The sequence below is a fragment of the Kribbella sp. CA-245084 genome (assembly GCF_050942355.1).
GTDB lineage: Bacteria > Actinomycetota > Actinomycetes > Propionibacteriales > Kribbellaceae > Kribbella.
The window spans coordinates 345,394-370,718 of the sequence record NZ_CP192053.1 but is presented as its reverse complement, the minus strand read 5'-3'; the positions used below and the strand labels follow the sequence as shown (position 1 = coordinate 370,718).

Annotated in this window: 24 protein-coding genes; 9 read left to right on the top strand and 15 right to left on the bottom strand. The window is 68.8% G+C overall.

Annotated features, from left to right (window positions below):
* The first annotated feature begins 58 nt into the window (after positions 1-58).
* Both ACQPYH_RS01915 and ACQPYH_RS01910 read left to right on the top strand, forming a co-directional pair.
* Entirely contained in the window at positions 59-598 is a 540-nt protein-coding gene (locus ACQPYH_RS01915) for a GNAT family N-acetyltransferase (protein WP_432885668.1), read from the top strand.
* A gap of 123 nt (positions 599-721) precedes the next feature.
* Positions 722-1,141, top strand: coding sequence for a GNAT family N-acetyltransferase (locus tag ACQPYH_RS01910; RefSeq protein ID WP_432885665.1), 420 nt, complete (start codon positions 722-724; stop codon positions 1,139-1,141).
* Here ACQPYH_RS01910 and ACQPYH_RS01905 read toward each other — a convergent pair.
* The 6 genes from ACQPYH_RS01905 to ACQPYH_RS01880 are packed head-to-tail and all read right to left on the bottom strand — an operon-like array spanning position 1,131 to position 7,824.
* Entirely contained in the window at positions 1,131-1,946 is an 816-nt protein-coding gene (locus ACQPYH_RS01905) for a bifunctional allantoicase/(S)-ureidoglycine aminohydrolase (RefSeq protein ID WP_432885662.1), read from the bottom strand. The two genes, ACQPYH_RS01910 and ACQPYH_RS01905, sit on opposite strands and share 11 nt — an antisense overlap.
* Entirely contained in the window at positions 1,943-3,283 is a 1,341-nt protein-coding gene (gene allB, locus ACQPYH_RS01900; RefSeq protein ID WP_432885659.1) for an allantoinase AllB, read from the bottom strand. Before allB ends, ACQPYH_RS01905 begins: the two co-directional genes overlap by 4 nt.
* Complete coding sequence (locus tag ACQPYH_RS01895) at positions 3,280-4,332, bottom strand: glycerate kinase (RefSeq protein WP_432885657.1); 1,053 nt, start codon at positions 4,330-4,332, stop codon at positions 3,280-3,282. Before ACQPYH_RS01895 ends, allB begins: the two co-directional genes overlap by 4 nt.
* On the bottom strand, positions 4,332-6,107 hold the full coding sequence (gcl, locus tag ACQPYH_RS01890; protein ID WP_432885654.1) for a glyoxylate carboligase: 1,776 nt from the start codon (positions 6,105-6,107) through the stop codon (positions 4,332-4,334). Before gcl ends, ACQPYH_RS01895 begins: the two co-directional genes overlap by 1 nt.
* Complete coding sequence (locus ACQPYH_RS01885; protein ID WP_432894304.1) at positions 6,107-6,997, bottom strand: 2-hydroxy-3-oxopropionate reductase; 891 nt, start codon at positions 6,995-6,997, stop codon at positions 6,107-6,109. Before ACQPYH_RS01885 ends, gcl begins: the two co-directional genes overlap by 1 nt.
* Before the next feature lie 14 nt (positions 6,998-7,011).
* On the bottom strand, positions 7,012-7,824 hold the full coding sequence (locus tag ACQPYH_RS01880; RefSeq protein WP_432885651.1) for a hydroxypyruvate isomerase family protein: 813 nt from the start codon (positions 7,822-7,824) through the stop codon (positions 7,012-7,014).
* A gap of 153 nt (positions 7,825-7,977) precedes the next feature.
* Between ACQPYH_RS01880 and ACQPYH_RS01875 the strand changes: the two genes are divergently transcribed.
* The 6 genes from ACQPYH_RS01875 (at position 7,978) to guaD (ending at position 17,643) form a co-directional block, all read left to right on the top strand.
* The gene (locus tag ACQPYH_RS01875) at positions 7,978-9,510 is read left to right on the top strand and encodes a PucR family transcriptional regulator (RefSeq protein WP_432885649.1); all 1,533 of its coding nucleotides are present in this window, start codon (positions 7,978-7,980) and stop codon (positions 9,508-9,510) included.
* A gap of 142 nt (positions 9,511-9,652) precedes the next feature.
* Positions 9,653-11,566 (top strand): 2-oxo-4-hydroxy-4-carboxy-5-ureidoimidazoline decarboxylase, encoded by a 1,914-nt coding sequence (gene uraD, locus ACQPYH_RS01870; protein WP_432885646.1) that lies wholly within the window; start codon positions 9,653-9,655, stop codon positions 11,564-11,566.
* Positions 11,563-12,999 carry a xanthine dehydrogenase small subunit gene (locus tag ACQPYH_RS01865; protein WP_432885644.1) on the top strand — a complete coding sequence of 479 codons (1,437 nt, stop codon included), beginning with the start codon at positions 11,563-11,565 and terminating at the stop codon, positions 12,997-12,999. Before uraD (ACQPYH_RS01870) ends, ACQPYH_RS01865 begins: the two co-directional genes overlap by 4 nt.
* Positions 12,996-15,497 (top strand): xanthine dehydrogenase molybdopterin binding subunit, encoded by a 2,502-nt coding sequence (gene xdhB, locus ACQPYH_RS01860; RefSeq protein ID WP_432885641.1) that lies wholly within the window; start codon positions 12,996-12,998, stop codon positions 15,495-15,497. The genes ACQPYH_RS01865 and xdhB overlap by 4 nt, the downstream gene beginning before the upstream one ends.
* Before the next feature lie 5 nt (positions 15,498-15,502).
* Positions 15,503-16,369 carry a xanthine dehydrogenase accessory protein XdhC gene (gene xdhC / locus ACQPYH_RS01855; RefSeq protein WP_432885638.1) on the top strand — a complete coding sequence of 289 codons (867 nt, stop codon included), beginning with the start codon at positions 15,503-15,505 and terminating at the stop codon, positions 16,367-16,369.
* The gene (gene guaD, locus ACQPYH_RS01850; RefSeq protein ID WP_432885635.1) at positions 16,366-17,643 is read left to right on the top strand and encodes a guanine deaminase; all 1,278 of its coding nucleotides are present in this window, start codon (positions 16,366-16,368) and stop codon (positions 17,641-17,643) included. Before xdhC ends, guaD begins: the two co-directional genes overlap by 4 nt.
* An 80-nt stretch (positions 17,644-17,723) precedes the next feature.
* Here the strand turns inward: guaD and ACQPYH_RS01845 are convergent, their stop codons facing one another.
* The 8 genes from ACQPYH_RS01845 to ACQPYH_RS01810 all read right to left on the bottom strand — a co-directional run bounded on the left by ACQPYH_RS01845 (position 17,724) and on the right by ACQPYH_RS01810 (position 23,824).
* Positions 17,724-18,674, bottom strand: a complete 951-nt coding sequence (locus ACQPYH_RS01845) for a type IV toxin-antitoxin system AbiEi family antitoxin domain-containing protein (RefSeq protein WP_432885632.1) — start codon at positions 18,672-18,674, stop codon at positions 17,724-17,726.
* 119 nt (positions 18,675-18,793) lie between these two features.
* Positions 18,794-20,137, bottom strand: coding sequence for an 8-oxoguanine deaminase (locus tag ACQPYH_RS01840; protein WP_432885629.1), 1,344 nt, complete (start codon positions 20,135-20,137; stop codon positions 18,794-18,796).
* 1 nt (position 20,138) lies between these two features.
* Positions 20,139-21,044 carry a factor-independent urate hydroxylase gene (gene pucL, locus ACQPYH_RS01835; protein ID WP_432885626.1) on the bottom strand — a complete coding sequence of 302 codons (906 nt, stop codon included), beginning with the start codon at positions 21,042-21,044 and terminating at the stop codon, positions 20,139-20,141.
* A 4-nt stretch (positions 21,045-21,048) separates the two neighbouring features.
* On the bottom strand, positions 21,049-21,363 hold the full coding sequence (gene uraH / locus ACQPYH_RS01830) for a hydroxyisourate hydrolase (protein ID WP_432885623.1): 315 nt from the start codon (positions 21,361-21,363) through the stop codon (positions 21,049-21,051).
* Positions 21,360-21,854: a 2-oxo-4-hydroxy-4-carboxy-5-ureidoimidazoline decarboxylase gene (gene uraD / locus ACQPYH_RS01825; RefSeq protein WP_432885620.1), complete on the bottom strand. Its 495-nt coding sequence runs from the start codon at positions 21,852-21,854 to the stop codon at positions 21,360-21,362. Before uraD (ACQPYH_RS01825) ends, uraH begins: the two co-directional genes overlap by 4 nt.
* A 91-nt stretch (positions 21,855-21,945) precedes the next feature.
* Positions 21,946-22,395: a helix-turn-helix domain-containing protein gene (locus ACQPYH_RS01820; protein ID WP_432885617.1), complete on the bottom strand. Its 450-nt coding sequence runs from the start codon at positions 22,393-22,395 to the stop codon at positions 21,946-21,948.
* The gene (locus tag ACQPYH_RS01815) at positions 22,388-22,627 is read right to left on the bottom strand and encodes a thiamine-binding protein (protein ID WP_130445744.1); all 240 of its coding nucleotides are present in this window, start codon (positions 22,625-22,627) and stop codon (positions 22,388-22,390) included. The genes ACQPYH_RS01820 and ACQPYH_RS01815 overlap by 8 nt, the downstream gene beginning before the upstream one ends.
* A gap of 9 nt (positions 22,628-22,636) precedes the next feature.
* Complete coding sequence (locus ACQPYH_RS01810) at positions 22,637-23,824, bottom strand: DUF6986 family protein (protein ID WP_432885614.1); 1,188 nt, start codon at positions 23,822-23,824, stop codon at positions 22,637-22,639.
* 113 nt (positions 23,825-23,937) lie between these two features.
* On the opposite strand from ACQPYH_RS01810, the gene ACQPYH_RS01805 reads away from it, so the two are divergent.
* The gene (locus tag ACQPYH_RS01805) at positions 23,938-24,702 is read left to right on the top strand and encodes an IclR family transcriptional regulator (RefSeq protein WP_432885611.1); all 765 of its coding nucleotides are present in this window, start codon (positions 23,938-23,940) and stop codon (positions 24,700-24,702) included.
* Positions 24,703-24,726: 24 nt separating this feature from the next.
* On the opposite strand, the gene ACQPYH_RS01800 is transcribed toward ACQPYH_RS01805, so the two are convergent.
* Complete coding sequence (locus ACQPYH_RS01800) at positions 24,727-25,305, bottom strand: GNAT family N-acetyltransferase (RefSeq protein ID WP_432885609.1); 579 nt, start codon at positions 25,303-25,305, stop codon at positions 24,727-24,729.
* Between the last annotated feature and the right edge of the window lie 20 nt (positions 25,306-25,325).

Here is a 25,325-nt window from a genome sequence, read left to right as displayed (position 1 = left end):
CGAACGTAACGCGCCGTGTGTGCGTCCGTTGGTCTGGACCCGGCGGTAGATTCGAGGGATGGGATACGCGCTCGGGGAGTTGGGGTTGCGGCGGTGGCGGACGGCGGATGCGCTGCGGTTGGCGGCGGCGCACCAGGATCCCGAGGTGGCGGTGCAGCGCGGGATCGTGGACCGGGCGTCCGCGGTCGACTGGATCGGGCGGGTCGCGGACCTCGACAACGGGCATGTGTACGCCGTTGCCGACGCCGACGATCACCCGATCGGGTGCGTCGCCGTGACGAATATCGACCGGCACCGGGTCGGCTGGACCTGGTACTGGACGCTCGCCGACGTCCGTGGGCAGGGTGTCGCCCGGGATGCTCTCCGCGCGCTGGCCGGCTGGGCGCACGAGCAGGCCGGGCTGTACCGGCTCGAGCTCGGTCACCAGTTGAACAATCCGGCATCCTGCGCGGTCGCCGCCGGCGCCGGCTTCCTCTCCGAAGGCATCGAGCGCCAACGCCTCGCCTTCGACGGCACGCGGTACGACGTGGAGCGCCACGCCCGGCTCGTCACGGACCCGCTCACGCCGCCCCAGCGCCCGGTCCGCATCGCCGACTGACCAAACCGGGCATCTCGACAGGAGGTGTCCACTCGCCACTAGTGCACCTGAGCGTGCGCGTACAGCGTCCCGGGGATGCACTACCTGTCGAGATGTCGGTGGCGGCGGTTAGCGTCCAGAGGCATGACCTTCACTGTCGTGCTGACCGACGAGCCGAGGGCCTCGGACGAGGCGGTGGTCTCCGACGGGCTGGACGAGTTCAACTTGACCGCCGCCGGCGTACAGGACCGCCGGCCGCTCGCTGTGCTGATCAAGGAGAATGGCGAGACGGTCGGCGGGCTCACCGGCCGTACGTCGCTCGGGCTGTGGTTCGTCGACCTGCTCTACCTGCCGGACAGGCTCCGCGGTACCGGTCTGGGGAGCAAGATCCTCGCCCAAGCAGAAGCCGAAGCCCGAAGGCGCGGTTGCGTCAGCGGCGTCGTGTACACGATCCAGTTCCAGGCGCCCGAGTTCTACGCGCGCCACGGCTGGACCGAGTTCGGCCGGGTCCCGGTCGGCGCCGACCGGAGCCGGATCTTCCTCCGCAAGGACCTCAGAGCGTGAGCTTGGGGTGCCGGTTGACGTCCTTGTAAAGCAGGTAGCGGAAGCGTCCCGGACCGCCGGCGTAACAGGCCTGCGGGCAGAACGCGCGGAGCCACATGAAGTCGCCCTCCTGCACCTCGACCCAGTCCTTGTTCAGCAGGTAGATCGCCTTGCCCTCCAGCACGTACAGCCCGTGCTCCATCACATGCGTCTCCGGGAACGGGATCACCCCGCCCGGCTCGAAGCTGACGATGTTGACGTGCATGTCATGCCGTACGTCGTCCGGGTCCGCGAACCGCTGCGTCCTCCAGCGTCCCTCGGTGCCCGGCATCTCCCGGCCCTCGACGTCCGCCTCGTTGGTGACGAACGCCGGCGGTACGTCGATCCCGTCGACCCGCTCGTACGCCTTCCGCACCAGGTGGAACGTCGCGACCGCGTCGCTCGTGTTCCGCACCGTCCAGTCCCCGCCCGGCGGCAGGTACGCGTACCCGCCCTCGGTCAGCATGTGCTTCTCGCCGGCGACCGTCAGCACAACGTTGCCTGAGACAACGAACAGCACGGCCTCGGCGGCCGGATCGGTCTCCGGCTTGTCGCTCCCGCCGCCCGGCCCGACCTCGACGATGTACTGCGAGAACGTCTCGGCGAACCCGGACAGCGGACGGGCGATCACCCACAACCGCGTGTCGTCCCAGAACGGCAGCCGGCTGGTGACGATGTCGCGCATCGTGCCGCGCGGGAGGACGGCGTACGCCTCGGTGAAGACCGCGCGGTCGGTGGTGAGGTCGGTCTGCGCGGGCAGCCCGCCTTTCGGCGCGTAGTAGCTCATCGTTCTCCTCGGGTCAGCAGGCGGCCGCGTGGGTCGACGGCGATGTCGACGGGTCGGCCGCGGAGCCAGGTACTCCGGACGACGCCGGTGAGGGTGCGTCCGTCGTACGGCGTGATGGCGTTCTTGTGCTGGAGCTGCGTCGCGTCGACGGTGAAGGTCTCGTCCGGGGCGAGGACGCAGAAGTCGGCGTCGTACCCGATCTCGAGGCCGCCCTTGGCGGTCAGGCCGGTCTGCTTGGCGGGGGCGGCGGACATCCAGCGGACGACGTCGGCGAGGGTGAAGCCGCGGCGGCGCGCCTCGGTCCAGACGGCGGGCAGGCCGAGCTGGAGCGACGCGATCCCGCCCCAGGCGGTGCCGAAGTCGCCGGTGTCGAGGTGCTTGAGGTCGATCGTCGACGGCGAGTGGTCGGAGACGACCAGGTCGATCGTGCCGTCGCGAAGGCCGTCCCAGAGGAGCTCTCGGTTCGCGGCCTCACGGATCGGCGGGCAGCACTTGTACTGCGTGGCGCCGTCGGGAATGTCCTCGGCGGTGAAGCTCAGGTAGTGCGGGCAGGTCTCCGCGGTGATCCGTACGCCGTCCGCGCGGGCCTTCGCGAGCAGCGGGAGGACCTCGGCGCTGGAGACGTGCAGGATGTGGACGCGGCAGCCGGTCTCGCGGGCAAGGTCGATGACCTCGGCAACGGCATCGTTCTCGGCGGTGCGGGGACGGGAGCTGAGAAAGGCTTCGTAGCTCGCCCCGTCGGGTTGCGTCGCTTCGTCGATGCGGTGGGCGTCCTCGGCGTGCACGATGAGCAGACCGTCGAAGCCGCTGATCTCACGCATCGCGGCCTCGAGCTGTGCATGATCGAGCGGGGGGAACTCGTCGACCCCGGAATGCAGCAGGAAGCACTTGTAGCCGAACACGCCGGCATCGTGGAGTGGACGCAGGTCGGGGACGTTGCCCGGGATCGCGCCGCCCCAGAACCCGACATCGACGTACGCCTGGGTCTCGGCGGTCTTGCGTTTGAGGGTGAGCGCCGGCACGTCGCAGGTGGGCGGGATGCTGTTGAGCGGCATGTCGATGATCGTGGTGACGCCGCCGCGGGCTGCTGCCTTGGTCGCGGAGGTGAAGCCTTCCCAGTCGGTCCGGCCGGGATCGTTCACGTGTACGTGGGAGTCGACGAGGCCCGGGAGTAGTGCTTCGTCGTCGGCGAGGCGTACGTCGGCGGTCGTCCGGAGCTCGGCGTCGTACGGCGCGATCGCGACGATGCGCCCGTCCCGTACGCCGATCGCACCCGGCTGCTCGCCTGCGGGGCGGACGACTCGCCGGGCCCGGATCACCAGATCAAGAGCGTTCATGCGATCCCTCTCTCCCTTCTCGTCATCGTAAGGTGCTCGACGGCGATCCGTTCGCCAAGCTGTTCGAGCAGCGGCTTCGGCTCGGCGATGCACCGCTGGACGTCCGGCTCGAGCTCGGTGAGCGCGTACGCCGCTTGCACACCGGCTTGCTGAAGCTGATGAGCCTCCAGTTGGTTGACGCCGCACACGGCGACCACCGGGATGCCGGCCGCCTTCGTAGCTACTCCGGCCACAGCCTTCCCGTGCAGGGTCTGCTCGTCGAGCGCCCCTTCGCCGGTGATCACGAGGTCGGCACCCGCGAGCTGCTCCTCGAACCCGACCATCTCCAGCACCAACTCGATCCCCGGCCGCAGCTCGGCGTCCAGGAGCGCAAGCGCCGCGAAGCCGACCCCGCCCGCGGCTCCTGCGCCCGGCACATCCCGGAGATCGCGGCCGGTTTGCGCGGCGACCTGGTCGGCCCACGCGCTCAGTTTGTTGTCGAGCTCGACGACCTGCTCGGCGGTGGCGCCCTTCTGCGGTCCGTACACAGCCGCCGCACCCCGAGGCCCGGTCAGCGGATTGTCCACATCACAAGCCACCACTACCTGCACGCCCTCCGGCCGGCCTCCCAGCCCGGCGATCAGGCCGGCGCCGCCGTCGGTGGAGGCGCTGCCGCCGATGCCGAGGATGATGCGGGTGCAGCCGGCGGCAACGGCTGCGGCGATGAGCTCACCGGTGCCGTACGACGTGGCCGTCAACGGAGCCGGAACTCCACCGGGAAGGCGTACCAGGCCGGACACGTCCGCGAGCTCAACCACCGCGGTGTCGCCCCTGCGGGCGTAGCCGGACTTCACCGGCTCCCCCGTAGGGCCTGAGGCAACAACCGGGACCAACTCATAGCCCGCCCCGACGGCCGCGGCGAGCGTGCCGTCACCGCCGTCGGCTACCGGAACCGCGACCACGGTGGCGTCGGGGTGGACTCGTCGTACCCCAACACCAACCGCAGCCGCCACCTCCGCGCTGGTCAGACTTCCTTTGAACTTGTCGGAGGCAACTACTACCCGAACCATCAGTCCAGCAAGGCCAGTGCTGTCGGCGCGTCTTCGGGGGAGATGGCGAGGTCTTCGAATTCGATGACGTTGTCGATCTCTACGCCCATGGAGACGTTGGTGACGCGCTCCAGGATGACCTCGACGACGATCGGGACCTGGTGTTCGACCATCAGCTTCTTCGCCTGCTCGAGCGCCGGCAGGATTCCGTCCGGCTCGAAGACCCGGAGGGCCTTACAACCAAGACCTTCCGCGACCTTCACGTGGTCGACGCCGTAGCCGTTGACCTCCGGGCTGTTGATGTTCTCGAACGACAGCTGCACGCAGTAGTCCATGTCGAAGTTCCGCTGCGCCTGACGGATCAGCCCGAGGTACGAGTTGTTCACAACCACGTGGATGTACGGGATGTTGAACTGCGCCCCGACCGCCAACTCCTCGATCAGGAACTGGAAGTCGTAGTCGCCCGACAGCGCGACCACGGTGCTCTCCGGATCCGCGACCGCGACCCCCAGCGTCGCCGGCACGGTCCAGCCGAGCGGCCCGGCCTGGCCCGCGTTGATCCAGTGCCGCGGACGGTACACGTGCAGCATCTGCGCGGCCTGGATCTGCGAGAGCCCGATCGTGCTGACGTACCGGGTCTCCGGCCCGAACGCACGGTTCATCTCCTCGTACACCCGCTGCGGCTTGATCGGCGTGCTCTCGAAGTGCGTCTTCCGCTGCAACGCCGTACGCCGGTCGCGGCACTCCGCAGCCCACGCCGTACGGTCGGCCAGCCTGCCGTCGGCGGCCCACTCGCGCGCCACCTCGACGAAGACCTCGAGAGCGGCCCGCGCGTCCGACACGACCGAGTAGTCCGGCGCGAACACCCGCCCGATCTGCGTCGGCTCGATGTCCACGTGGATGAACTTCCGCTCACCGCGATACACATCCAGCCCGCCGGTGTGCCGGTTCGCCCACCGGTTGCCGATGCCGAGCACCAGATCGGACGCCAGCATCGTCGCGTTGCCGTACCGGTGCGAGGTCTGCAGACCGACCATCCCGGCGCTCAACGGGTGGTCGTCGGCGATCGAACCCCACCCCATCAACGTCGGTACGACGGGAATGCCCGTCAGCTCGGCGAACTCCACCAGCAGATCGCTCGCGTCCGCGTTGATCACGCCGCCACCGGCAACGATCAACGGCTGAGCGGCCGCGCCGAGCATCTGGAGCACCCGCTCCGCCTGCGCCCGCGTCGCCGCGGGACGAGACACCGGAAGCGGCTCGTACGTGTCGATGTCGAAGTCGATCTGCGCAAGCTGTACGTCGAGCGGCAGGTCGATCAGCACCGGACCCGGACGGCCTTCGCGCATCACCTGGAACGCCTTCTGGAAGGTGCCGGGCACCTGCGCGGCCTCCATCACCGTGACCGCCCACTTCGCGACCGGCTTGGCGATCGACGAGATGTCGACGGCCTGGAAGTCCTCCTTGTGCAGCTTGGCGACCGGCGCCTGGCCGGTGATGCACAGGATCGGGATCGAGTCAGCGGCAGCGGAGTACAGGCCGGTGATCATGTCGGTCCCGGCCGGTCCCGACGTACCGATGCAGATGCCGATGTTGCCGGCCCGGGCCCGGGTGTACCCCTCGGCCATGTGCGAGGCAGCCTCGACGTGCCGGGCGAGGACGTGCTTGATCCCGCCGTGGTCGCGCATCGCGGCGTAGAACGGGTTGATCGCCGCGCCCGGCAACCCGAACGCCTGCGTCGAACCCTCCTTCTCAAGGATCAGTACTGCGGCGTCAACCGCACGCATCCGTGTCATCAGCCGATCTCCTTCCCGGACAGCCGCTCGACGCCGCGCAGCAGAGCCGAGTGGTCGAGACCGCCGTCGCCGTTGGCCCGCGCAGACGCGACGAGCTGCGCGACGAGAGCACCGAGCGGTACGACGACACCAGCTTCGCGCGCGGCCGCCGTCACGATGCCCATGTCCTTGTGGTGCAGGTCGATCCGGAATCCGGGCTGGAAGGAGCGCGACAGCATGTTCTCCTTCTTCTGGTTCAGCACGGTCGACCCGGCCAGCCCGCCGCCCAGCACCTCGAGCGCGGCCTTGGTGTCGACGCCGTACGCCTCCAGGAAGACGACAGCCTCGGCGACTGCCTGGATGTTCGCGGCGACGATCAGCTGGTTGGCGGCCTTGACCGTCTGGCCCGAACCGCTGGGGCCGACGTGGACGACGGTCTTGCCGACCACGTCGAACAGCGGCTTGGCCTTCGCGAAGTCGTCCGCGTCGCCGCCGACCATGATCGACAGCGCGGCGTTCTTGGCACCCGCCTCACCGCCGGACACCGGGGCGTCGAGCAGGTGGAAGCCGAGCGCCCGGGCCTGCTCGGCGAGCTGCTGGGTGACGTCCGGCCGGATGCTGGAGAAGTCGATGATCAGCGTGCCGGTCTCGGCCAGCTGGAAGACCCCGTCCTCACCCTCGAGCACGGCCTGGACGTCGGGCGAGTCGGGCACCATCACGCAGATCACGTCGGCGCCCTTGACCGCGTCGGCCAGCGAGGTCGCGGCCCGGCCGCCGGCGGCGACCAGGTCCTCGGCCCGCTCCGGGCTACGGTCCAGGCCGGTCACGGTGTGTCCGGCGTTGGCGAGGTGGACGGCCATCGGGTTGCCCATGATGCCCAGACCGATGAAGGCAATGTTCGTCATGTGAATGTCTCCTAGGTGGGTCAGCGGCGCTCGAACGGCAGCCAGCCGAAGCTTTCGTCTGAGGTGGTGGACGGCTTGTACTCGAGTCCGACCCAGCCGGAGTAGCCGTTTGCCTCGAGGGCGGTCAGTTGCTGGTCGAGCGGGAGCGTGCCGGTGCCGGGCTCGTTGCGGCCTGGCGCGTCGGCGATCTGCACGTGGGCGATCCAGTCGGTGCTGTCGGCGATCACCTTGTTCACGTCGTCGCCGTTGACCGCGAGGTGGTACAGGTCGGCAAGCAGTCCGACGTTCGGTACGTCGTACGCCGTCTGGACACGGTCGATCACGGTGAGGGTGTCGGCTGCCGTCTTCAGCGGGTACCGGTCTGCCCCGCTGACCGGCTCGACCAGGACCGTGCCGCCGATCCGCGCGGCGGCCCGGGCGGCGAGGGCGAGGTTCTCGACCGCGAGGTCGTCCTGCTCGCGCTCGCTGCTGCCGTCGACGCGGTTGCCGTACAGGGCGTTGAAGCCCTGGGTGCCGAGTCGCTCACCGATGCCGACCGTGACGTCGATGTTGTCGCGGAACTCGCTCGACCGCTTCGGCCAGGACACCAGCCCGCGGTCGCCGCCGGGCATATCGCCGGCGAAGAAGTTGAGGCCGGTCAGCTGGACACCGGCGTCGGTGATCGCGTTGACGAACGCGTCGACCTGCCGGTCCGGCGGGACCGCCTCGACGAACGGCCACCAGAACTCGACCGCGCTGAACCCGGCCCGCCGGGCGGCGGCCGGTCGCTCCAGCAGGGGCAACTCGGTGAAGAGCAACGAGCAGTTCACCGTGTACCGCAGTTGGTGGCTCATCCTGACTCCAATTTCCGTATTGCGGAAGTTCGTTTCTGTTCTGCGAAAACCATAGGTTGGCTTGGGCGAGAGCGTCAAGGTCTGGGTTCGGGACGGCGAGGGGGTGTCTCACGTGGGCGCGCGCGTTGTACGTTCCTCTAAAGGAGGTTTGCCGTGCTGCTGTCCGAGTTGCTGGATGCGCCCGAGCTCGGGCTGCGCCTGCTGCATTCGGCGGGTGGAGTGCTGGATCGCCCGATCGGGCGGCTCGTCACCACCGACCTGCTCGAGCCGGGGCGGTACCTGAACGGCGGCGAGGTCGTGCTGACCGGGCTGGTCTGGCGGCGACGGCCGATGGACAGCGAGGTGTTCGTGGCCTCGATGGCAGGCCGCGGGGCGAGGACGATCCTGGCCGGAAAGGCGCAGCTGGGCGACGTGCCGGCGGACCTGACGGATGCGTGCCGGCGGCACGAGGTGACGCTGATCGAGGTGCCGATCGAGATCGCGTTCGCGGACGTGACGGAGTACGTCGCGGCGGCGGGATCGGCCGAGACCGGGGCCCGGTTGTCGGCGAGTCTCGTCCGGCAGCGGCAGCTGCTGTCGTCGATCGCGGCCGGGCGCAGCCTCGACGAGTTGGCGGCGCGGATCTCGGCGGAGATCGGGCACGACTGTCGCGTGCTGACCCCGACCGGGCGCCACGTCGTACCGGGGCCGGGTGAGCTCGACCCCGCCGCGATCGACGCGGTGACGCGCAAGTTCCTGACCGCGGATCGCACGCCTGCTGTCGCGATGACGATCGATGCGTCGTACAGCCTGTTCCCGGTTGGATCCGGGCTGGGGAACCGCTTGACGGCATGGGTCCTGGTGATCGAAGGCGACCACAACGAATGGTCCCGTGACCACGTGGAGGCGGTGCACGAGTTGTGCGCGATCGCCGCGCTGGACCGCGCCCGCCGCGACGAGGGCCGCCGGGCGCTGCGCCCGCTGGTCGCCGACGCGCTCGCGCTGGTCGAATCCGGCGCACCGCAGGCCGAGGTCGCAGCGCGGCTCAAACAGGCCGGATCGCACTCGGAGCGACCGATGGTCGTGGCGGTCGCCGAGCTCCGCGATGACGGACCGAGCGAGGTCGCACTGAGCCTGCTTGAAGACGTGGCGCTGACCGTCGGCCCGGCGGTCGTCGCTCCTGGACGCGACGGTTTGCTGGTCGGCTTCCTGCCTTACACGCCAGAGCTGCCGGAGCACGTACGACGGAGCTTCAGCCGTCTCGGTCCGGGTCTGAATCGGGGTCGGCTCGCGGTCGGAATCAGCGGCGAGACCTCAGTCGACGCACTCGCCGGCGCACTCGAAGAAGCCCGCTTCGCGCAGCGGGCCGCCGGGGCCGGGCGCGCACCCGTCTCGGTGGTCACCTCGGACGAGGTCGCGTCCCACGTCCTCCTGCTCGCGACCCTGCCGGACGACGTACGGCGCACCTACACCAACCGTGTCCTCGGAGCGGTCCTCGAGCACGACCGCCGTACCCATGCCGACCTGCTCACTACGCTCCAGGCCTTCCTCGCCTGCTCGTGTTCCTGGACGCGTACGGCGGAGTCGCTGCATCTGCACGTGAACACCGTTCGCTACCGGATCGAACGCGTTGAGCAACTGACCGGTCGCGATCTGTCGAGCCTCGAGGACCGGGTCGACGTGTTTCTCGCGCTCAAATCGCTCTAGTTGTGTGATCGCACAAAACAGGGTGTTCTCCGGCCGTTCATCTTCGGAGGTTCACCGGGTGCAATCCGGCGCGTTCTGAGCCGATGCTCAGGGGCAGGTCAAATCCCCCGCCGCCCCATGCAGCCCGAGGAGCGTGTCCCCGATGAAGGCAAACCTGCGGTCCAGCCGCCACCCCGTCGATCAGGTGCTGCCACCTGGCAAGCTCGCGGTGTACGGCGCTCAGCACGTACTGGCGTTCTACGCCGGGGCGGTGATCGTACCGATCCTGCTCGCCAGTGCCATCGGGCTCACCACCGAGCAACTCATCCACCTGATCAACGCGGACCTCTTCACCTGCGGCATCGCGTCGATCATCCAGTCGGTCGGATTCTGGAAGGTCGGCGTCCGGCTGCCGCTGCTGCAGGGCGTGACGTTCACGGCGGTCTCGCCGATGATCGCGATCGGGCTCGCGGCCGGCGGCGGTACCGACGGCCTGCTGGTGATCTACGGCGCCGTACTGGTCGCCGGGCTGGCCACGTTCTTCATCGCGCCGTACTTCAGCAAGCTGATCCGGTTCTTCCCGCCAGTGGTGACCGGCTCAGTGATCACGATCATCGGTCTGGCGCTGCTGCCGGTCGCGGCCGGGGACGCGGTCGGCGGCGCCGGCCCGGATGCCGCACCGACCAGCGGGAAGAACATGGCCTACGCGCTGGGGACGCTGGCCTTGATCGTGCTGATCCAGCGGGTCTTCAAGGGCTTCATGGCGACGATCGCCGTGCTGATCGGCCTGGTCGTGGGGACCCTGGTTGCCTGGGCGTTCGGCGACGCACACTTCGGGGCGGTCGGGGACGCTGCCTGGGCCGGAGTGACCACGCCGTTCTACTTCGGCTGGCCGAAGTTCTCGGTGGCGGCGATCATCTCGATGGTCGTGGTCATGCTGATCACCGCGGTGGAGACCACCGGTGACGTCTTCGCGACCGGTGAGATCGTCGAGAAGCGGATCGGCCGCGAGGACATCGCCCGGGCACTACGGGCCGACGGCCTGGCAACCACGATCGGCGGCGTCTTCAACTCGTTCCCGTACACCTGCTTCGCCGAGAACGTCGGCCTGGTCCGGCTGACCCGGGTCCGCAGCCGCTGGGTGGTCGCGACCGCCGGAGCGATCATGATCGTGATCGGGCTGCTGCCGAAGGCCGGCGCGATCGTGGCCGGCGTACCGCATCCGGTCCTGGGCGGTGCCGCGCTGGCGATGTTCGCGACCGTGGCCGTGGTCGGCTTCCAGACTCTGACGAAGGTCGACTTCCACGATCACCGCAACGTCGTCATCGTCGCGACCAGCGTCGGTCTGGCCATGTACGTCACCGCGCAGCCGCAGGTCGCGCAGGCCGTGCCGGACTGGGCCGAGATCATCTTCGGCAGCGGCATCACGCTCGGCAGCCTGACCGCGATCTTCCTGAACATCCTGTTCCACCACGTCGGCAAGAACTACGGCCCCGCGGTCGCGGGACAGCCGGGTGACTCCGTGCGGCTGGACCAGGTGAACAAGATGACCCGCGAGGAGTTCGTCGAGACCTTCGGCGGGCTCTTCCAGGGTCCCCGCTGGGCCGTCGAGCGGGCATGGGACATGCGCCCGTACGCCGACACCCACGCGCTGCGACGTTCTTTCCAGGAGGCGTTGTTCTCCGGCTCGCGCGACGAGCAGCGCGATCTGATCCAGGCGTACCCGCAGCTGGGCTCGCAGTTCGTTGCCGACGGCCTCAGTGGCGAAGCGTCGCTGCGGGACCAGTCGGACAAGGGGCTGACGTTCCTGGGCGATCCGGAACGCGACCAGCTGGCCGCCATCACGTCGGAGTACGAGCAGCGGTTCGGGTTCCCGTTGGTGATCTCGGTGCGCGATGCCGAGTCGTACGACCGGATCGTCGAGCAGGGCCGCGAGCGGCTGGGCAACTGCGAGAACCAGGAGCACGCCGCCGCGCTGCTCGAGATCGCGAAGATCGCCGGCTACCGGTTCGACGACTTCGTCTCGGACGCCAACCCGATCCACAGCGCACGAACCCGTTGGAGCACGAACCGATGACTACCCAAGCACTGCGCGCCCCTGCTGTGACGGTGAACGGCGAGCTCACCGCTCTCGGCGACATTCCCGTCCACACCACGGTGCTGGACTGGCTCCGCGACCGCGGCCTGACCGGCGCCAAGGAGGGGTGCGCCGAGGGCGAGTGTGGGGCGTGCTCGGTCCTCGTCGCCCGCGCCGGCACGGAGGCCCCGACAGAGTGGACCGCGATCAACGCGTGCCTGCTGCCGATCGCGTCGCTGGACGGCCAGGAGGTCATCACCTCCGAGGGCCTCGGTTCGCCGGATGCCTTGCACCCGGTGCAGAAGGAGATGGCTGTTCGCGGGGGCTCGCAGTGCGGGTACTGCACGCCGGGCTTCGTGTGCAGTATGGCGGCCGAGTTCTACCGCCCGGGGCGTTCTTGTGGTGAGGGCGATCATGAGCACGGCCCGAACGGCTTCGATCTGCATTCGCTGAGCGGCAACCTGTGTCGGTGCACCGGCTATCGTCCGATCCGCGACGCGGCCTACGCCCTCGAGGATCCGGCTGAGAACGACGCGTTCGCCGTACGCCGCAACTCCCCGCCGCCCGCGCCGGCGCCGACCGGCATGGTCTCGCCCGAGGGCGAGTTCATCCGTCCGAGCTCGCTCGACCACGCACTGACAGTTCTGGGCGAGCGGACCGACGCGCAGGTTGTCGCCGGTTCGACCGACCTCGGCGTACAGGTGAACATCTTCGGGTCCCGCCCGCCGCTGACCATCGCGATCGACCGGCTGGAGGAGCTGCGCGAGTTCTCCTTCGGCGACGACGAGGTTCGGCTGGGTGCGGCGTTGACGCTCACCGAGATCGAGCGGCGGCTGGCGGGGCGGGTGCCGTTGCTGGCCGAGATGTTCCCGCAGTTCGCGTCGCGGCTGATCCGGAACGGCGCGACGATCGGCGGGAACCTCGGGACCGGATCTCCTATTGGAGACACACCACCCGCACTGCTGGCACTGGACGTCAGTCTCGTGCTGGCGTCGTTGCGGGGTGAGCGCGTGGTGCCGTTGGCGGACTACTTCACCGGGTATCGGCAGACCATGAAGGCCGCCGACGAGCTGATCAAGACGATCGTGATCCCGTTGCCTTTGGCACCGATGACCGCCTTCCACAAGATCGCCAAGCGCCGCTTCGACGACATCTCCAGCGTCGCGATCGGGTACGCCGTCGACATACAGGACGGTGTCGTTCGGGACGCGAAGATCGGGCTCGGCGGTGTTGCGGCGACCCCGTTGCGCGCCCGCGAGACCGAGGCGGCGTTGATCGGTCAGCCGTGGAACGAGACGACCGTGCGGACCGCCGCCGGGGTGATGGCCGCGGAGGGTACGCCGATGGACGATCACCGCGCGAGTTCGGCGTACCGCTCGGCGATGCTCGGGCAGTCGTTGCTGCGGTTCTACTTCAAGGGGGTCGAGGCATGAGCTCGCTGTCGGAACGGCCTGCTGCCGCAGTTGTCGGCGTACCGATGCCGCATGAGAGCGCTGCGCTGCATGTGACCGGGGCCGCCTTATATACAGACGATCTGGTGATGCGCACGAAGGACGTGCTCCACGCGTGGCCGGTGCAGTCGCCGCACGCGCACGCGCGGGTGACTGCGTTGCGCGTGAAGCCGGCGTACGACGTACCCGGTGTTGTGCGGGTGCTGACCGCGGACGACGTACCGGGGGTGAACGACGCCGGCGTCAAGCATGACGAGCCGTTGTTCCCGGGCGAGGTGATGTTCAACGGGCACGCGGTCTGCTGGGTGCTTGCGGACACGTTGGAGGCCGCGCGGCTCGGGGCGTTGGCGGTCGAGGTCGAGTACGAGCCGTTGGCGTCGTTGGTGAGCGTTCGCGAGGCGATCGAGGCTGGGAGCTTCCAGGGCATCGGGCGGCATCTGGAGCGCGGCGACGTCTCAGCTGCTTTGGCGGGGGCTCCGCATGTGTTCAGCGGAGAGTTCGAGTTCGCCGGGCAGGAGCACTTCTACCTCGAGACGCATGCGGCGTTGGCGCTGGTGGACGAGTACGGGCAGATCTTCGTGCAGTCGAGCACGCAGCATCCGTCGGAGACGCAGGAGATCGTCGCGCACGTACTCGGGCTGGCCAGTCACTCCGTGACCGTGCAGTGCCTGCGGATGGGCGGCGGCTTCGGCGGCAAGGAGATGCAGCCGCACGGGTTCGCCGCGATCGCTGCGCTCGGCGCGACGCTGACCGGGCGGCCGGTGCGGCTGCGGCTGAACCGGACGCAGGACATGACGATGTCGGGCAAGCGGCACGGGTTCCACTCGTCGTGGCGCGTTGGCTTCTCCGACGACGGTCGGCTGGTTGCGCTGGACGCGACGCTGACCGCGGATGGCGGGTGGAGCCTGGATCTGTCCGAGCCGGTGCTGGCGCGGGCGATGTGCCACATCGACAACGCTTATGAGATCCCGCATGTCCGCGTCGACGGGCAGATCGCGAAGACGAACAAGACTTCCCAGACCGCGTTCCGCGGGTTCGGCGGGCCGCAGGGCATGCTCGTCATCGAGGACATCCTCGGTCGGTGTGCGCCACTCCTCGGGTACGACGCTTTGGAGCTGCGGCGACGGAACTTCTACCAGCCGGGCGACTCCACGCCGTACGGGCAACCCGTCCGGCACGCGGATCGGCTCGAGTCGTGCTGGAGCCAGGTCATCGCCGGCGGGGACGTTGCCGCTCGGCTTGCTTCTGTCGAGGCGTTCAACGCCTCGCACGAGCATGTGAAGCGCGGGCTGGCGATGACTCCGGTGAAGTTCGGGATCTCGTTCAACCTGACCGCGTTCAACCAGGCCGGGGCGCTCGTCCACGTTTACAAGGACGGGTCCGTGCTGATCAACCACGGCGGCACCGAGATGGGGCAGGGCCTGCACACCAAGATGCTGCAGGTCGCTGCGACCACGCTCGGGGTGCCGCTGTCGCGGGTGCGGCTGGCACCGACGCGTACCGACAAGGTGCCGAACACGTCCGCTACTGCTGCGTCGTCCGGTGCCGATCTGAACGGTGCGGCGATCAAGAACGCTTGTGAGCAGATCCGGGAACGGCTGGCGCAGGTCGCCGGCGGGCGGCTCGGGATCAGCCCGTCCGACGTACGGTTCGTCGACGGCGATGTACGGGGTTTGTCGGGCGATGGACTGCCGTGGAACGAGCTGATCGGCATGGCCTACATGCAGCGCGTCCAGCTGTGGGCGGCCGGCTTCTACCGGACCGAGGGCCTGCACTGGGACGCCAACGCGATGCGCGGCGAGCCGTTCAAGTACTTCGCGTACGGCGTGGCGGCGTCCGAGGTCGAGGTGGACGGGTTCAGCGGGGCGTACACATTGCGCCGGGTCGACATCGTGCATGACGTCGGCGACAGCCTGAGCCCGCTGATCGACATCGGGCAGATCGAAGGCGGATTCGTGCAGGGCGCCGGGTGGCTGACGCTCGAGGACCTGCGCTGGGACGAGAGCACCGGCGACCGTCGTGGACGGCTGTCGACGCAGGCAGCCAGCACGTACAAGCTGCCGAGCTTCTCGGAGATGCCTGAGGTCTTCAATGTTCGGCTGCTGGAGAAGGCTCACGAGGACGGCGCGGTCTACGGCTCCAAGGCTGTGGGTGAACCCCCTTTGATGCTGGCGTTCTCGGTCCGCGAGGCGTTGCGGCAAGCAGCCGCGGCCTTCGGCCCTGCCGGCATCAGCATCGACCTCCCGTCACCGGCAACCCCCGAGGCTGTCTATTGGGCGCTGGACCGCGCCCGTTCCGGCGAACCCGACTGGACACACGCGGGCGGCGCAGCCGTCCCGTCGTCCGCCGGCGGCACGTCCACCGGCGGCACCTCCTCCCGTGGCACGTCCGCCAGCGGCACCTCCGCCGGTGGCACGTCCGCCGGTGGCACCGGTGAGGCTACGGCTGCCCCCTCCTCGGCCCGCAGAGCGGGCGGGTGAGGGAGATGGAGTGGGTCAAGGCGATCCAGCGGTTGCGAGCCGGCCGACAGGCCGGAGTGCTCGTCACCGTGATGTCGGTGCGCGGGCATGCGCCGCGCGAGGCCGGCGCGAAGATGGTGGTTGCTGCCGACAACGTCTGGGCGACTGTTGGCGGCGGCAACCTTGAAGCGCTGGCGATCGAGCGTTCGCGGGAGATCATCGCGGACGGGATCACGGTCCCCGAGGAGCTGACGGCTGCGTTGTCGGACAAAGCGCCGTACCAGCACGGAGTTCAGTGCTGTGGTGGAGAGGTGAAGCTGTTGCTGGAACCACTGCCCGTGGTGCCTTCGGTCGCGATCTTCGGGGTCGGGCACGTCGGCCTAGAGCTGGCGCGGATCCTCGCGCGGCACGACATCGAGCTGCATCTCGTCGACTCCCGAACGGATCAGCTGACCGCGGATCGCCTTGCTGTATTGGATGATGCGGTGGCGCAAGTACACGTGCACAACGTGCCGGTGCTGCCGGAGCTCGTGGTCGGTGAACTCCCGCCAGGTACCCACGCGGTGATCATGACCCACGACCACGCCGAAGATGCCGCGCTCTGTGACGTTGCCATTCGCAACGACGACTTGGCCACGATCGGCCTGATCGGATCCAGCGCCAAGTGGACCCGCTTCCAGCGCAAGCTGGCCGAGGACGGCAACTCCGAGGACGCGATCGCCCGGATCACCACACCCATTGGCATTCCCAGCGTGACCGGCAAGGAGCCGGCCGTCATCGCGGTCAGTGTTGCTGCCTGGCTGCTCGAACGTTTTACCGCCGACCGGCTTCCCGTGTCGGCCCACCCTGCCGAGCGTCGCCCCGCCTCGGCCCATCGTGAGGCGAAGGCATGACTATCTTCCGTGGCACGTTCATCGACACGCCGGAGAACCCGTTCAACGGCGGGAACCTGCGCGTGGACAGCGACACGGGACTCCTGGTCCAGGACGGCGTGATCGTTGCTCGTGGCCCGTTCCTGGAGATCCGGACGGCACACCCCGCCGAGCAGGTCGTCGACCTGACCGACGGCGTCGTACTCCCGGGCTTCGTCGACACCCACGTGCACTTCCCGCAGATCCGCGCCGTCGGCGGTCTCGGTCTGCCGCTGCTCGAGTGGCTCGACCGGTACGCGCTCCCGGAGGAAGCGCGGATGGCGGACGTCTCCTATGCCACTGGTGTCGCCAACGAGTTCGTCCGCGGCCTGGCCGCGGCTGGGACGACGTCGGCGCTGGTCTTCGGCGCGCACTACTCCGACGCGGTCGATGCACTCTTCAACGCCGCGTCCGGTGTCGGTCTGCGGGTGACGAGCGGTCTCGTGCTGAGCGACCGGTTGCTCCGGCCCGAGCTTCTGACGACACCGGTCCGCGCGTACGCCGAGTCGCTCGCCCTCGCGAATCGCTGGCACGGCGTCGGCCGCAACCGGTACGCCGTGACGCCGCGCTTCTCGCTCTCGTGCACCGACGACCTGCTCGCTACCTGTCGTGAGCTGATGGACGCGATCCCCGGCGCACTCTTCACCTCACACGTTAACGAGAACGAGGCTGAGATCGCGTCGGTCGCCGACCTGTTCGGAGGCGCCGACTACGTCACGACGTACGACAGGCACGGGCTGGTGGACCGCCGTACGGTGCTCGCTCACAACGTCCACCCGACGGACGTGGAGCTCAAGATGCTGGCGACCAGCGGCGCTACCGTCGCGCACTGCCCGACGAGCAACGCGGCGCTGGGCAGCGGTCTGTTCCCGTTCAGCCGCCACCTGCAGTACGGCGTACGCGTGGCCCTGGGATCCGATGTGGGCGCCGGCACGGGCTTCTCGCTCTTGAAGGAGGGCCTGCAGGCGTACTTCTGCCAGCAACTCCTGGCCGACCAAGGTCGCCCGCTGACCGCAGCCCACCTGCTCTACCTGTCCACCACCGCCGGCGCCGAGGCCCTGGACCTCCCGCAGGTCGGCCATCTGAGCGTCGGCCAGCACTTCGACGCCCAGCTCCTCCGTCCCGCCGACGGCTCCCCGCTGGCCGTCGCCATCACCCACGCCGAAGACACCGAAGAGGCCCTGGCCCGAATCTTCACCCTAGGAACCCCTGCAGACGTCCAAGCAGTCTGGATCAACGGCACCCTCCTCCACTGACCGCCGGCCGGCCTTGGACCAGCTGCTACTCGTCCAAGGCCGGCCGGTGCTGGCCACCCCAGACGGGGACTGGCCACAAGCTATTGCCTATCGCCAGTCCCCACGGCGTACGCCGACATCGCGCGCCAGAGCCGGGCGGCCGTGTCGTGTGGTTGGGCTAGGTCGGCCCAGGAGATGCGGATCATGCCGTACCCGCGTTCGCGGAGGCGGTCCTCGCGCCGCTTCTCCGCGAGTACGGCGTTCGCGGTGTCGCCGTACTTCATCGCTCCGTCGAACTCGACCACCAGCGTCCCGAGCAGGAAGTCGACGCGGCCGATGAAGCGGCCGGCTTCGTCGCGGATCTCGACCTGCAACTCCGGGGCCGGCAGTCCGTGGTTGGCCATCAGGACACGGAGGCGCGATTCGCCGACCGATTCGCTGCGGCCATCCGCGAACTGCACAGCCGCACTCGCAGCCGGCAGGCCACGCCAGTGACGATGACGCCGTACGACGGCGGCGAGCCGCTCGCGGGTCGTCAGCCCCATCCGCAATGCGCCGTCGGCCAGGACGACACCGACCTCGTACGACGTCGTACATGCGGTCTCCACGACTGCGCGCTCGCACGCGGTGACCTGGAGCCCGTTCAGCTCCACGATCTCGTCGGCCGCGAGCGCACCGCGATGCACGCGGATGCCGCGGCCTCGGCGAGACTGCCCCGTCCCCACACGGGTGAAGTGCGCGGCGGTTAAGTCAGTGCCCCAGACCGGCAGTCCGTGGAACAGCGCGGCCGACTGATGGCTGACCACGACGGCCCCGAGTCGCTCCCGGGCCATCCGCACGCTGAGCCGATGAAGCCGGATCGCGCGCTCCCACGGCGGTTCGTCAACGGGCCAGCCACGCGGATCGACGTACGAGTTGAAACCCATCCTGACCCACTGACCACTCCGCACCCGCTGCCGCACCTCGCTGTCGCTGTACCCCGCGGCGAGCGCGTCCGGGCGAGTGAACCACCCGCCCCTCCCCGCCGCGATCACTTCCAATCTCCTGTTCATGCCCCTAGAACATGCATGCGCCACATCTCCGCGCGGCGCGTGATTGCACATCTGTGGATAGCCGCTGGGGACTGTCGATACGGCGTTGCCTATCGCCAGTCCCCAGGGCCTGTTGCCACTCAGGCGAGAAGCTTGGATTGCGTGCGGGCGACCTCGCGGGCTAGGGCGGCCGGGTCGGCGGTGAGCAGTACGTCGTGCTCCACGACGGGGCGGCCGTTGACGAGGAGGAGAGCCAGCGGTGGGGGCGTGCTGAGGACCAGGGCGGCGACCGGGTCCGGGATGCCGGCGTGGGGCAGGGTGTTCAGGTTCCACACGGCCAGGTCGGCGAGCTTGCCGGGCTCAAGGGAACCTATGTGGTCCGAGCGTCCGAGGATGCGGGCGCCGTCCAGCGTCGCCATTTCCAGCGCGGCCCTGACCGTCAGGGACTGGGGGCCGCCGCGGGCTCTGGCAAAGAGCAGGGCGTGGCGGACCTCTTCGACCAGGCTGCCGGATTCGTTGCTGGCGGCACCGTCTACGCCCAGCCCTACCGGAGCGCCGGCCGCGCGGAGATCGGCAGTACGTGCGATGCCGGCGCCCAGGCGAGCGTTGGAGCTGGGGCAGTGCGCTACGCCGGTGCCGGTGCTGCCGAGGTGCTTGATCTCGGTGTCGTCGAAGTGGATGCCGTGCGCGAACCACACGTCCTGCCCGGTCCAGCCCAGGCTGTCGGCGTACTCGAGCGGCGTGCGCCCGTGCGTCTCCCGGCACCAGTCCGTCTCGTCCGTGGTCTCGGCGAGGTGGGTGTGCATACGTACGCCGCGGCGCCGGGCCAGCTCGGCCGAATCGCGCATCAGTTCGCCGCTCACGCTGAACGGCGAACACGGCGCGACCACGAGCTGCAGCATCGAGTCCGGCGAAGGATCGTGCCAGCGGTCGATCGCAGCTTCGGTCGCGGCGAGGATCTCGTCGCGGTCCTCGACCACGGAGTCCGGCGGCAACCCGCCGTCCTTCTGACCGCGATCCATCGATCCACGAGCGGGGTGGAAGCGCAGCCCGATCTCGGCAGCCGCAGCGATCTCGGCAGCGAGCAGATCCCCACCGGAGCGCGGGAAGACGTAGTGGTGGTCGGCTGCCGTCGTACATCCGGTCCGAGCCAGTTGACCGAGCGCCGCCCGGGCCGCGACGTACACGGTCTCCTCGGAGATCCGCGCCCAGACCGGGTACAGCGTCGTCAGCCATTCGAACAACGTTGCGTCCGCGGCGAGACCGCGCGTCACCCACTGGTAGAGATGCTGATGCGTGTTCACGAAGCCCGGTGTGACAAGGCATCCCGAGCCATCGATGACCCGCGCGCCGTCGTACGCCGATGCCGGACCGGGGCCGACCGCAACGATCTGCTTGCCTTCAACAACTACATGCCCGACGAACTCGCGCCGGGACGGATCGAGGGTCGCTAGGTGAGCGCCCTCGATCACGATCCTCGACATGTCAGCAGAATCCGGGTACGGCGTGCCACGCGCTGCCGGCGTCGCTCGCGTCGTCGCGCGTCACGGTCGCCTCGATCAGGCCGTACGGGCGGTCCGCGGCGATGAAGACCTCGCCCGGGTTCTCGACCCCGAACGGCGAGAGGTCGACCAGGAAGTGGTGCTTGTTCGGCGCGGAGAACTTGATCTCGGCAACTTCCGGGTGCTGCTCGAGCACGGCCTCACCCATCCCGTACAACGTCTGCTGCAGAGCGAGACTGTGGATCGTGGCGAACCGTGAGAGCAGCAGCCCCTTGATCTGGTCGTACGACTTGTCCCAGTCGACGTCGGTGTGGTCGTACCGCCACCGCGCGACCAGCGACGTCGCGAGGATCCGGTCGTTCGTCTCCGGCAGCGTCGTGTACTTGTCCTTGAGGAACCCGTGGAACTCCGACCCGGTCGACTTCAGTACGACGAGATCGCTGATGCCCGACACGACGTACGACTTCCGCTCCGCACCGCGTCCCTCGACGTTGACGACCGTCGTACGCACACCGCCGCCGGTCCGGACGAACGAGTGGTCGTGGTCCTGACCGTCGACCTGGATCCGGTCCCAGGCGTACTCCTCGACCTCGACCCGCGCGCCCCCGGCGACCGGCGACGCCTCGAGGAAGTGCGCGCCGAGCGTCAGCGCGTAGTCCTCGATCGCCCCGACACCCTTCTCCTTCGCGAAGGCGAACGCGGTGTTCTTCTGCGTGTCGGTCGGCAATACGTCGCTCTGGTCGCCGGTCGTGTGCGCGGCCTCGAAGTTGCCGCGCAGGGCGGTCGAGACGTTCAGGTCGCGGATCTGGTGGCGGGGCGTGTCACGGTAGATCCGGACAACGCGGCTCTCGGCTTTGCCGTACTGGTTGGCGCCCAGGTGGATGGCCATGGGGTCAGCTCCCTCGGTAGGTGGAAAACGCGAACGGGCTGAGCAGCAGGGGGACGTGGTAGTGCCGCTCGTCGGCGACCGTGAAGGTCACGGAGACCTCGGGAAAGAAGATGTCCTGACCGGTCGCGGCGGCGTACGACGTGACGTCGAACTGCAGCCGATAGGTCCCTGGTTCGAGCGTCGACGTGAAGGCGAACCGCCCGTCGTCGTTCGTCGCACCGGTCGCGAGTACGACGTCACCTTGGTAGAGCTGCACCGGAACACCCTGCGCCGGCCGGCCCAGTGCGGTGTCGAGCACATGAGTACTGAGCGAACTCATGCGTCCACCACCTTGGCCAGCCGGAGCAGCGCGATCTTGCGCAGCTCCTCGTGAACGACCTTCGCCTCGGCCACGTCGTCGTGCAGGAGACGCTCGCGGAGACTGGTGAGCATGTCCTGCGCGGACAGCCCGGTGGCGCAGATCAGAAACACCCGGCCGAACCGCTCCTCGTACTGACGGTTGCCTTCGGCAAGCTCTCGGCGGGCGCCCGGGTCGTCGCCGACCCCGGACTGTTCCCTCCGCGACCAGGAGGCCTCGGTACTCACGCCCTGCGCCCGGTCACCGATCCGCGGGTGCGCCTGGAGAGCATGATCGACCTCGTCGTCGTCGAGCTCCCGGAGCGTCTGGTCCGCGACCGCGGCCAGTGCGGCGACGTCGCCGTACGGCCGCTTGGCCAGGATTCCGTCGACCCACTCGGGCACGTCACAGCAGGCCGCCAGGGCCGGCCGCAGCCGGTCAGCCGGAGTGGAGTTGAACTCCTCCAGGTCCACGGATCACACACCTTCTCGAATCCCGAAATCGACTTTCCGTATGACGAGAGCGTGACACCGGACCCGCCCGGCGTCAACAGTTTGTTGAAAATCAGCGGGCGCGGTTCAGGTAGTTGTAGACGGTGAAGCGGGTGACGCCGAGCGCCTCGGCCACGATCTCGGCGGACTTCCGGAACTCGAACGCGCCGCGTGCCTCGAGCATGAGGACCGCCTGCTGCTTGTCGTGCCGCGAGAGCTGGTCCAGCGGCCCGCCCAACTCCTCGGCCACCTGCGTCAGCAGCCCCTGGACGCCGCCGGCCGCCCCGCCGCCGGAACCTGCCACCCCGCCGTCGGCGCCAGGCGGGTGTACGGCGCCGCCGTCAGCGCCCGGCCGGCGCGCGGCGCCGGTGTCCGCGGTCGGCAGGCGCACGGCCGCCACCGGCTCCCCCTCCCACATGAGTGGGATGTCGTCGGCGCGCGCGTCGCTCGGCGCGACGACCTCCGCGTTCAGCCGCTCGACCAGCGGAGTGATCGCCTCGACGAGCGGGTGCTGCTCAGGCATCGCGGCGTACCTGCAGGGTCACCTGGCTCGCGCCGCCGGCGAACGCCGCCTCGAGCACCTTCGGGAGCGCGGGCAGCAGGAGGTGCTGCTCGCCGCTCACCTGGGTCCCGAGCGGGCCGAACTCGCAGTCCAGCCCGGCCTCCTCGGCCGCCCGCAGCGCCTCGGTGGCATGCGCGGGCGGCGAACCCTCGACATCGAAGGGCTCCGTGGTGAACTCCGCAACGAGTCTCATGTCGCGAGGCTAGTCCTCTGGGACCGCCCGGCGGGCAAGCTTGGCGAGACCGGTGGTGTCGAACTCCGTCGTGTCGATCGCGCCGCACTCGATGCCGCGCAGTACGAACGCGGCGAGCGCCGTCGCCGTGGCCGGCTCGTCGAGGTAGCCGGACTCGCCGTCGCCCAGGTACGCGCGGAGTCGGCGAGCGGCCTGGTCGAAGCCCTCTCGGTAGAACAGGTATGTCGCCGCGAAACGGGTCGGGAGTTGGGCGGGATGCATGTCCCAGCCCTGGTAGATGCCGCGCGCGAGCGAACGGCGTACCAGCCGGAAGTGCAGTCGCCACGCATCGTGTACGGCGTCACCGACCGGGAGAACGTTGGTCGAACCATCGGATACGAACACGCCGGTGCCGGCCGCGGCCAACTGCATCACGTCCTTGGCGTGGTCGGCGACCGGGTGCTCCATGCTCTGGTACGCCGCCGCGACGCCGAGCGAAGCGGAGTAGTCGTAGGTGCCGTAATGCAGCCCGGTGACGCGATCACCGCCGGCCTTGACCATCCGGGCGATCAGCGCGGTGCCGTCCGAGCCGAGGATCGCTTGTGGGGTCTCGACCTGGATCTCGAACTTCAACTCAGGCAGTGAATGCTTGGATTCAAGCGCCTCCAGCACGAGCAGCATCGCCTCGACCTGCTCGACCGACGTCACCTTCGGGAGCGTGATGACGAAGCCATCGGCGATCGTGGCTTCCTTGAGGAACAAGTCGAGCGTGCGGACCGCGCGACGGCGGGTCGGGGCCTCGAGCGACTTGATCCGCAGTCCGTGGAACGGCGTACCTGGGTTGACCTGCGCGGCGGCGGTTGCGGCGGCATCCTCCTCGTCGTCCGGGCGGTTGCCGTAGCCGTCCTCGAAGTCGATCCGCAGGTCCTCGATCGGTTCGCGCTCCAACTTCGCGCGGACCCGGTCGTACACATCGTCGGCGAACTCGGCCGGGAGATCCAGCACCTTCGCGAGGTCCGCGGCCGATCCGCCGTACTCCTCGAGCGCCGCGCGCGCCTGCGCACCCCAGTCGCCTACCGTGCGTACGTCGTACCGATCGGCCGGCACGTACACCGTGTGGATCGGCTGGCGAACGCCGCGATCGCCCCGGTAATCGGCGGCGAGTGCCGCGTCCGCAGCGGCCAGGCGCCGGTCGAGCTCAGCCAGCAGGTCGTCCATAAGGCCTCCTTTTTCCGTATTGTGGAGACTAATATCTACAGTGCGGAAGGCACAAGCATCTAGCTTTTCCACGATCTGGCGCTAAACTTCCGTCATCCGGAAAGGTGGTCTTCATGGCGGAGACGAACGGCACCAAGGGCCGTACTGGCAGTGTGCAGTCCATCGAGCGTGCCTTCGGGCTGCTCGAGACCATGGCCGACGCAGGCGGCATGATGGGCCTGTCCCAGCTGGCCACGGCCTCCGGCCTGCCGCTGCCGACGATCCACCGACTGGTCCGAACCCTGGTCGACCTCGGTTACCTGCGTCAAGAGCCGTCGCGGCAGTACGTGCTGGGGCCGAAGCTGATCCGGCTCGGCGAGAGTTCGTCGCACATGCTCAGTGTGTTCGCGCGGCCGCACCTGGCGCACCTCGTCGACGAACTCGGCGAATCCGCCAACATGGCAATGCTCGACGGCGACCAGATTGTGTACCTCGCGCAGGTGCCGTCTCGCCACTCGATGCGCATGTTCACCGAGGTGGGCCGGCGCGTTCTCCCGCACTGCACTGCGGTGGGGAAGGCGATCCTCGCGCAGTTCCCGGAGTCCGACGTACGCGACCTGCTGCACCGCACCGGCATGCCGAAACACACCGACAACACCATCACCACCGCCGACGCCTTCACCACCCAACTCCACGAGGCGGTCGGGCACGGCTACGCGATGGACGAAGGCGAACAGGAGGTCGGCGTCCGCTGCGTCGCGGTAGCCGTCCCCGACGCCCCCACCCCACTGGCCATCTCCATCTCAGGCCCCGCCGGCCGCATGACCGAAGACCTGGTGGAGCGAGCCGTCCCCCTCCTGACCCAAGCCGCCAAGTCTTTGTCGGAAGACCTCCACTAGGTACTGCGGAGCACGCGGGTTGCTCTACTCGGGTGAGTACGTGCGCCACTGCTCCGTGAGTTGGTAGCCGAGGGACTGGCTTGCGCGGAGGCTGGCTTGGTTGGCGGCTGCGCCGCCGGTGGAGAAGCGGGTGATTCCGATGTCGAGGAACGCGAGGATGGACGCGGCCTTGACGGCTTGTGCGACGCCGCGGCGGCGGTGGGTGGCGAGGACTGAGGTGAACGCGGTGTCGCCGAAGCCGTCCTTCTCGCAGATGACTGTCGCGCCGACCAGCCGATTGCCGTCGAACGCGCCGAACACCCGGTTGCCCGGCCACAGCCCGCGGGTGTCGGCAAGCTCGCCCACCACCCGATGCGTCGCCGGCGTGTACGGGTAGTCGGCCTCGTTCGCCTTCTCGAGCTTGTGCAAGGTCTCCGCCGACTCGGGCCCGAGTTCGCGGATCGTCAGCCCGCCGGCGGTGGCCCGGAGTACGGCGGACTCGAGTAACTCGCGATCCGGATCGAACAGCCGGACCGCCCACGACTCGGCGACCACGCGGTAGCCGGCTGCTTCCAGCTCGGCGCACCGCGGGTCGTCGTCGCGGACGATCTGATAGTCGGGCACTCGCTGATTGTCGACCGCCT

Excerpts from the sequence above, each read along its gene's own strand:
- ACQPYH_RS01915 (WP_432885668.1), top strand. The coding sequence starts at position 59 with ATGGGATACGCGCTCGGGGAGTTGGGGTTGCGGCGGTGGCGGACGGCG.
- ACQPYH_RS01910 (WP_432885665.1), top strand. The coding sequence starts at position 722 with ATGACCTTCACTGTCGTGCTGACCGACGAGCCGAGGGCCTCGGACGAG.
- ACQPYH_RS01905 (WP_432885662.1), bottom strand. The coding sequence starts at position 1,946 with ATGAGCTACTACGCGCCGAAAGGCGGGCTGCCCGCGCAGACCGACCTC.
- allB (WP_432885659.1), bottom strand. The coding sequence starts at position 3,283 with ATGAACGCTCTTGATCTGGTGATCCGGGCCCGGCGAGTCGTCCGCCCC.
- ACQPYH_RS01895 (WP_432885657.1), bottom strand. The coding sequence starts at position 4,332 with ATGGTTCGGGTAGTAGTTGCCTCCGACAAGTTCAAAGGAAGTCTGACC.
- gcl (WP_432885654.1), bottom strand. The coding sequence starts at position 6,107 with ATGACACGGATGCGTGCGGTTGACGCCGCAGTACTGATCCTTGAGAAG.
- ACQPYH_RS01880 (WP_432885651.1), bottom strand. The coding sequence starts at position 7,824 with ATGAGCCACCAACTGCGGTACACGGTGAACTGCTCGTTGCTCTTCACC.
- uraD (WP_432885646.1), top strand. The coding sequence starts at position 9,653 with ATGAAGGCAAACCTGCGGTCCAGCCGCCACCCCGTCGATCAGGTGCTG.
- ACQPYH_RS01865 (WP_432885644.1), top strand. The coding sequence starts at position 11,563 with ATGACTACCCAAGCACTGCGCGCCCCTGCTGTGACGGTGAACGGCGAG.
- xdhB (WP_432885641.1), top strand. The coding sequence starts at position 12,996 with ATGAGCTCGCTGTCGGAACGGCCTGCTGCCGCAGTTGTCGGCGTACCG.
- xdhC (WP_432885638.1), top strand. The coding sequence starts at position 15,503 with ATGGAGTGGGTCAAGGCGATCCAGCGGTTGCGAGCCGGCCGACAGGCC.
- guaD (WP_432885635.1), top strand. The coding sequence starts at position 16,366 with ATGACTATCTTCCGTGGCACGTTCATCGACACGCCGGAGAACCCGTTC.
- ACQPYH_RS01845 (WP_432885632.1), bottom strand. The coding sequence starts at position 18,674 with ATGAACAGGAGATTGGAAGTGATCGCGGCGGGGAGGGGCGGGTGGTTC.
- ACQPYH_RS01840 (WP_432885629.1), bottom strand. The coding sequence starts at position 20,137 with ATGTCGAGGATCGTGATCGAGGGCGCTCACCTAGCGACCCTCGATCCG.
- pucL (WP_432885626.1), bottom strand. The coding sequence starts at position 21,044 with ATGGCCATCCACCTGGGCGCCAACCAGTACGGCAAAGCCGAGAGCCGC.
- uraH (WP_432885623.1), bottom strand. The coding sequence starts at position 21,363 with ATGAGTTCGCTCAGTACTCATGTGCTCGACACCGCACTGGGCCGGCCG.
- ACQPYH_RS01820 (WP_432885617.1), bottom strand. The coding sequence starts at position 22,395 with ATGCCTGAGCAGCACCCGCTCGTCGAGGCGATCACTCCGCTGGTCGAG.
- ACQPYH_RS01815 (WP_130445744.1), bottom strand. The coding sequence starts at position 22,627 with ATGAGACTCGTTGCGGAGTTCACCACGGAGCCCTTCGATGTCGAGGGT.
- ACQPYH_RS01810 (WP_432885614.1), bottom strand. The coding sequence starts at position 23,824 with ATGGACGACCTGCTGGCTGAGCTCGACCGGCGCCTGGCCGCTGCGGAC.
- ACQPYH_RS01805 (WP_432885611.1), top strand. The coding sequence starts at position 23,938 with ATGGCGGAGACGAACGGCACCAAGGGCCGTACTGGCAGTGTGCAGTCC.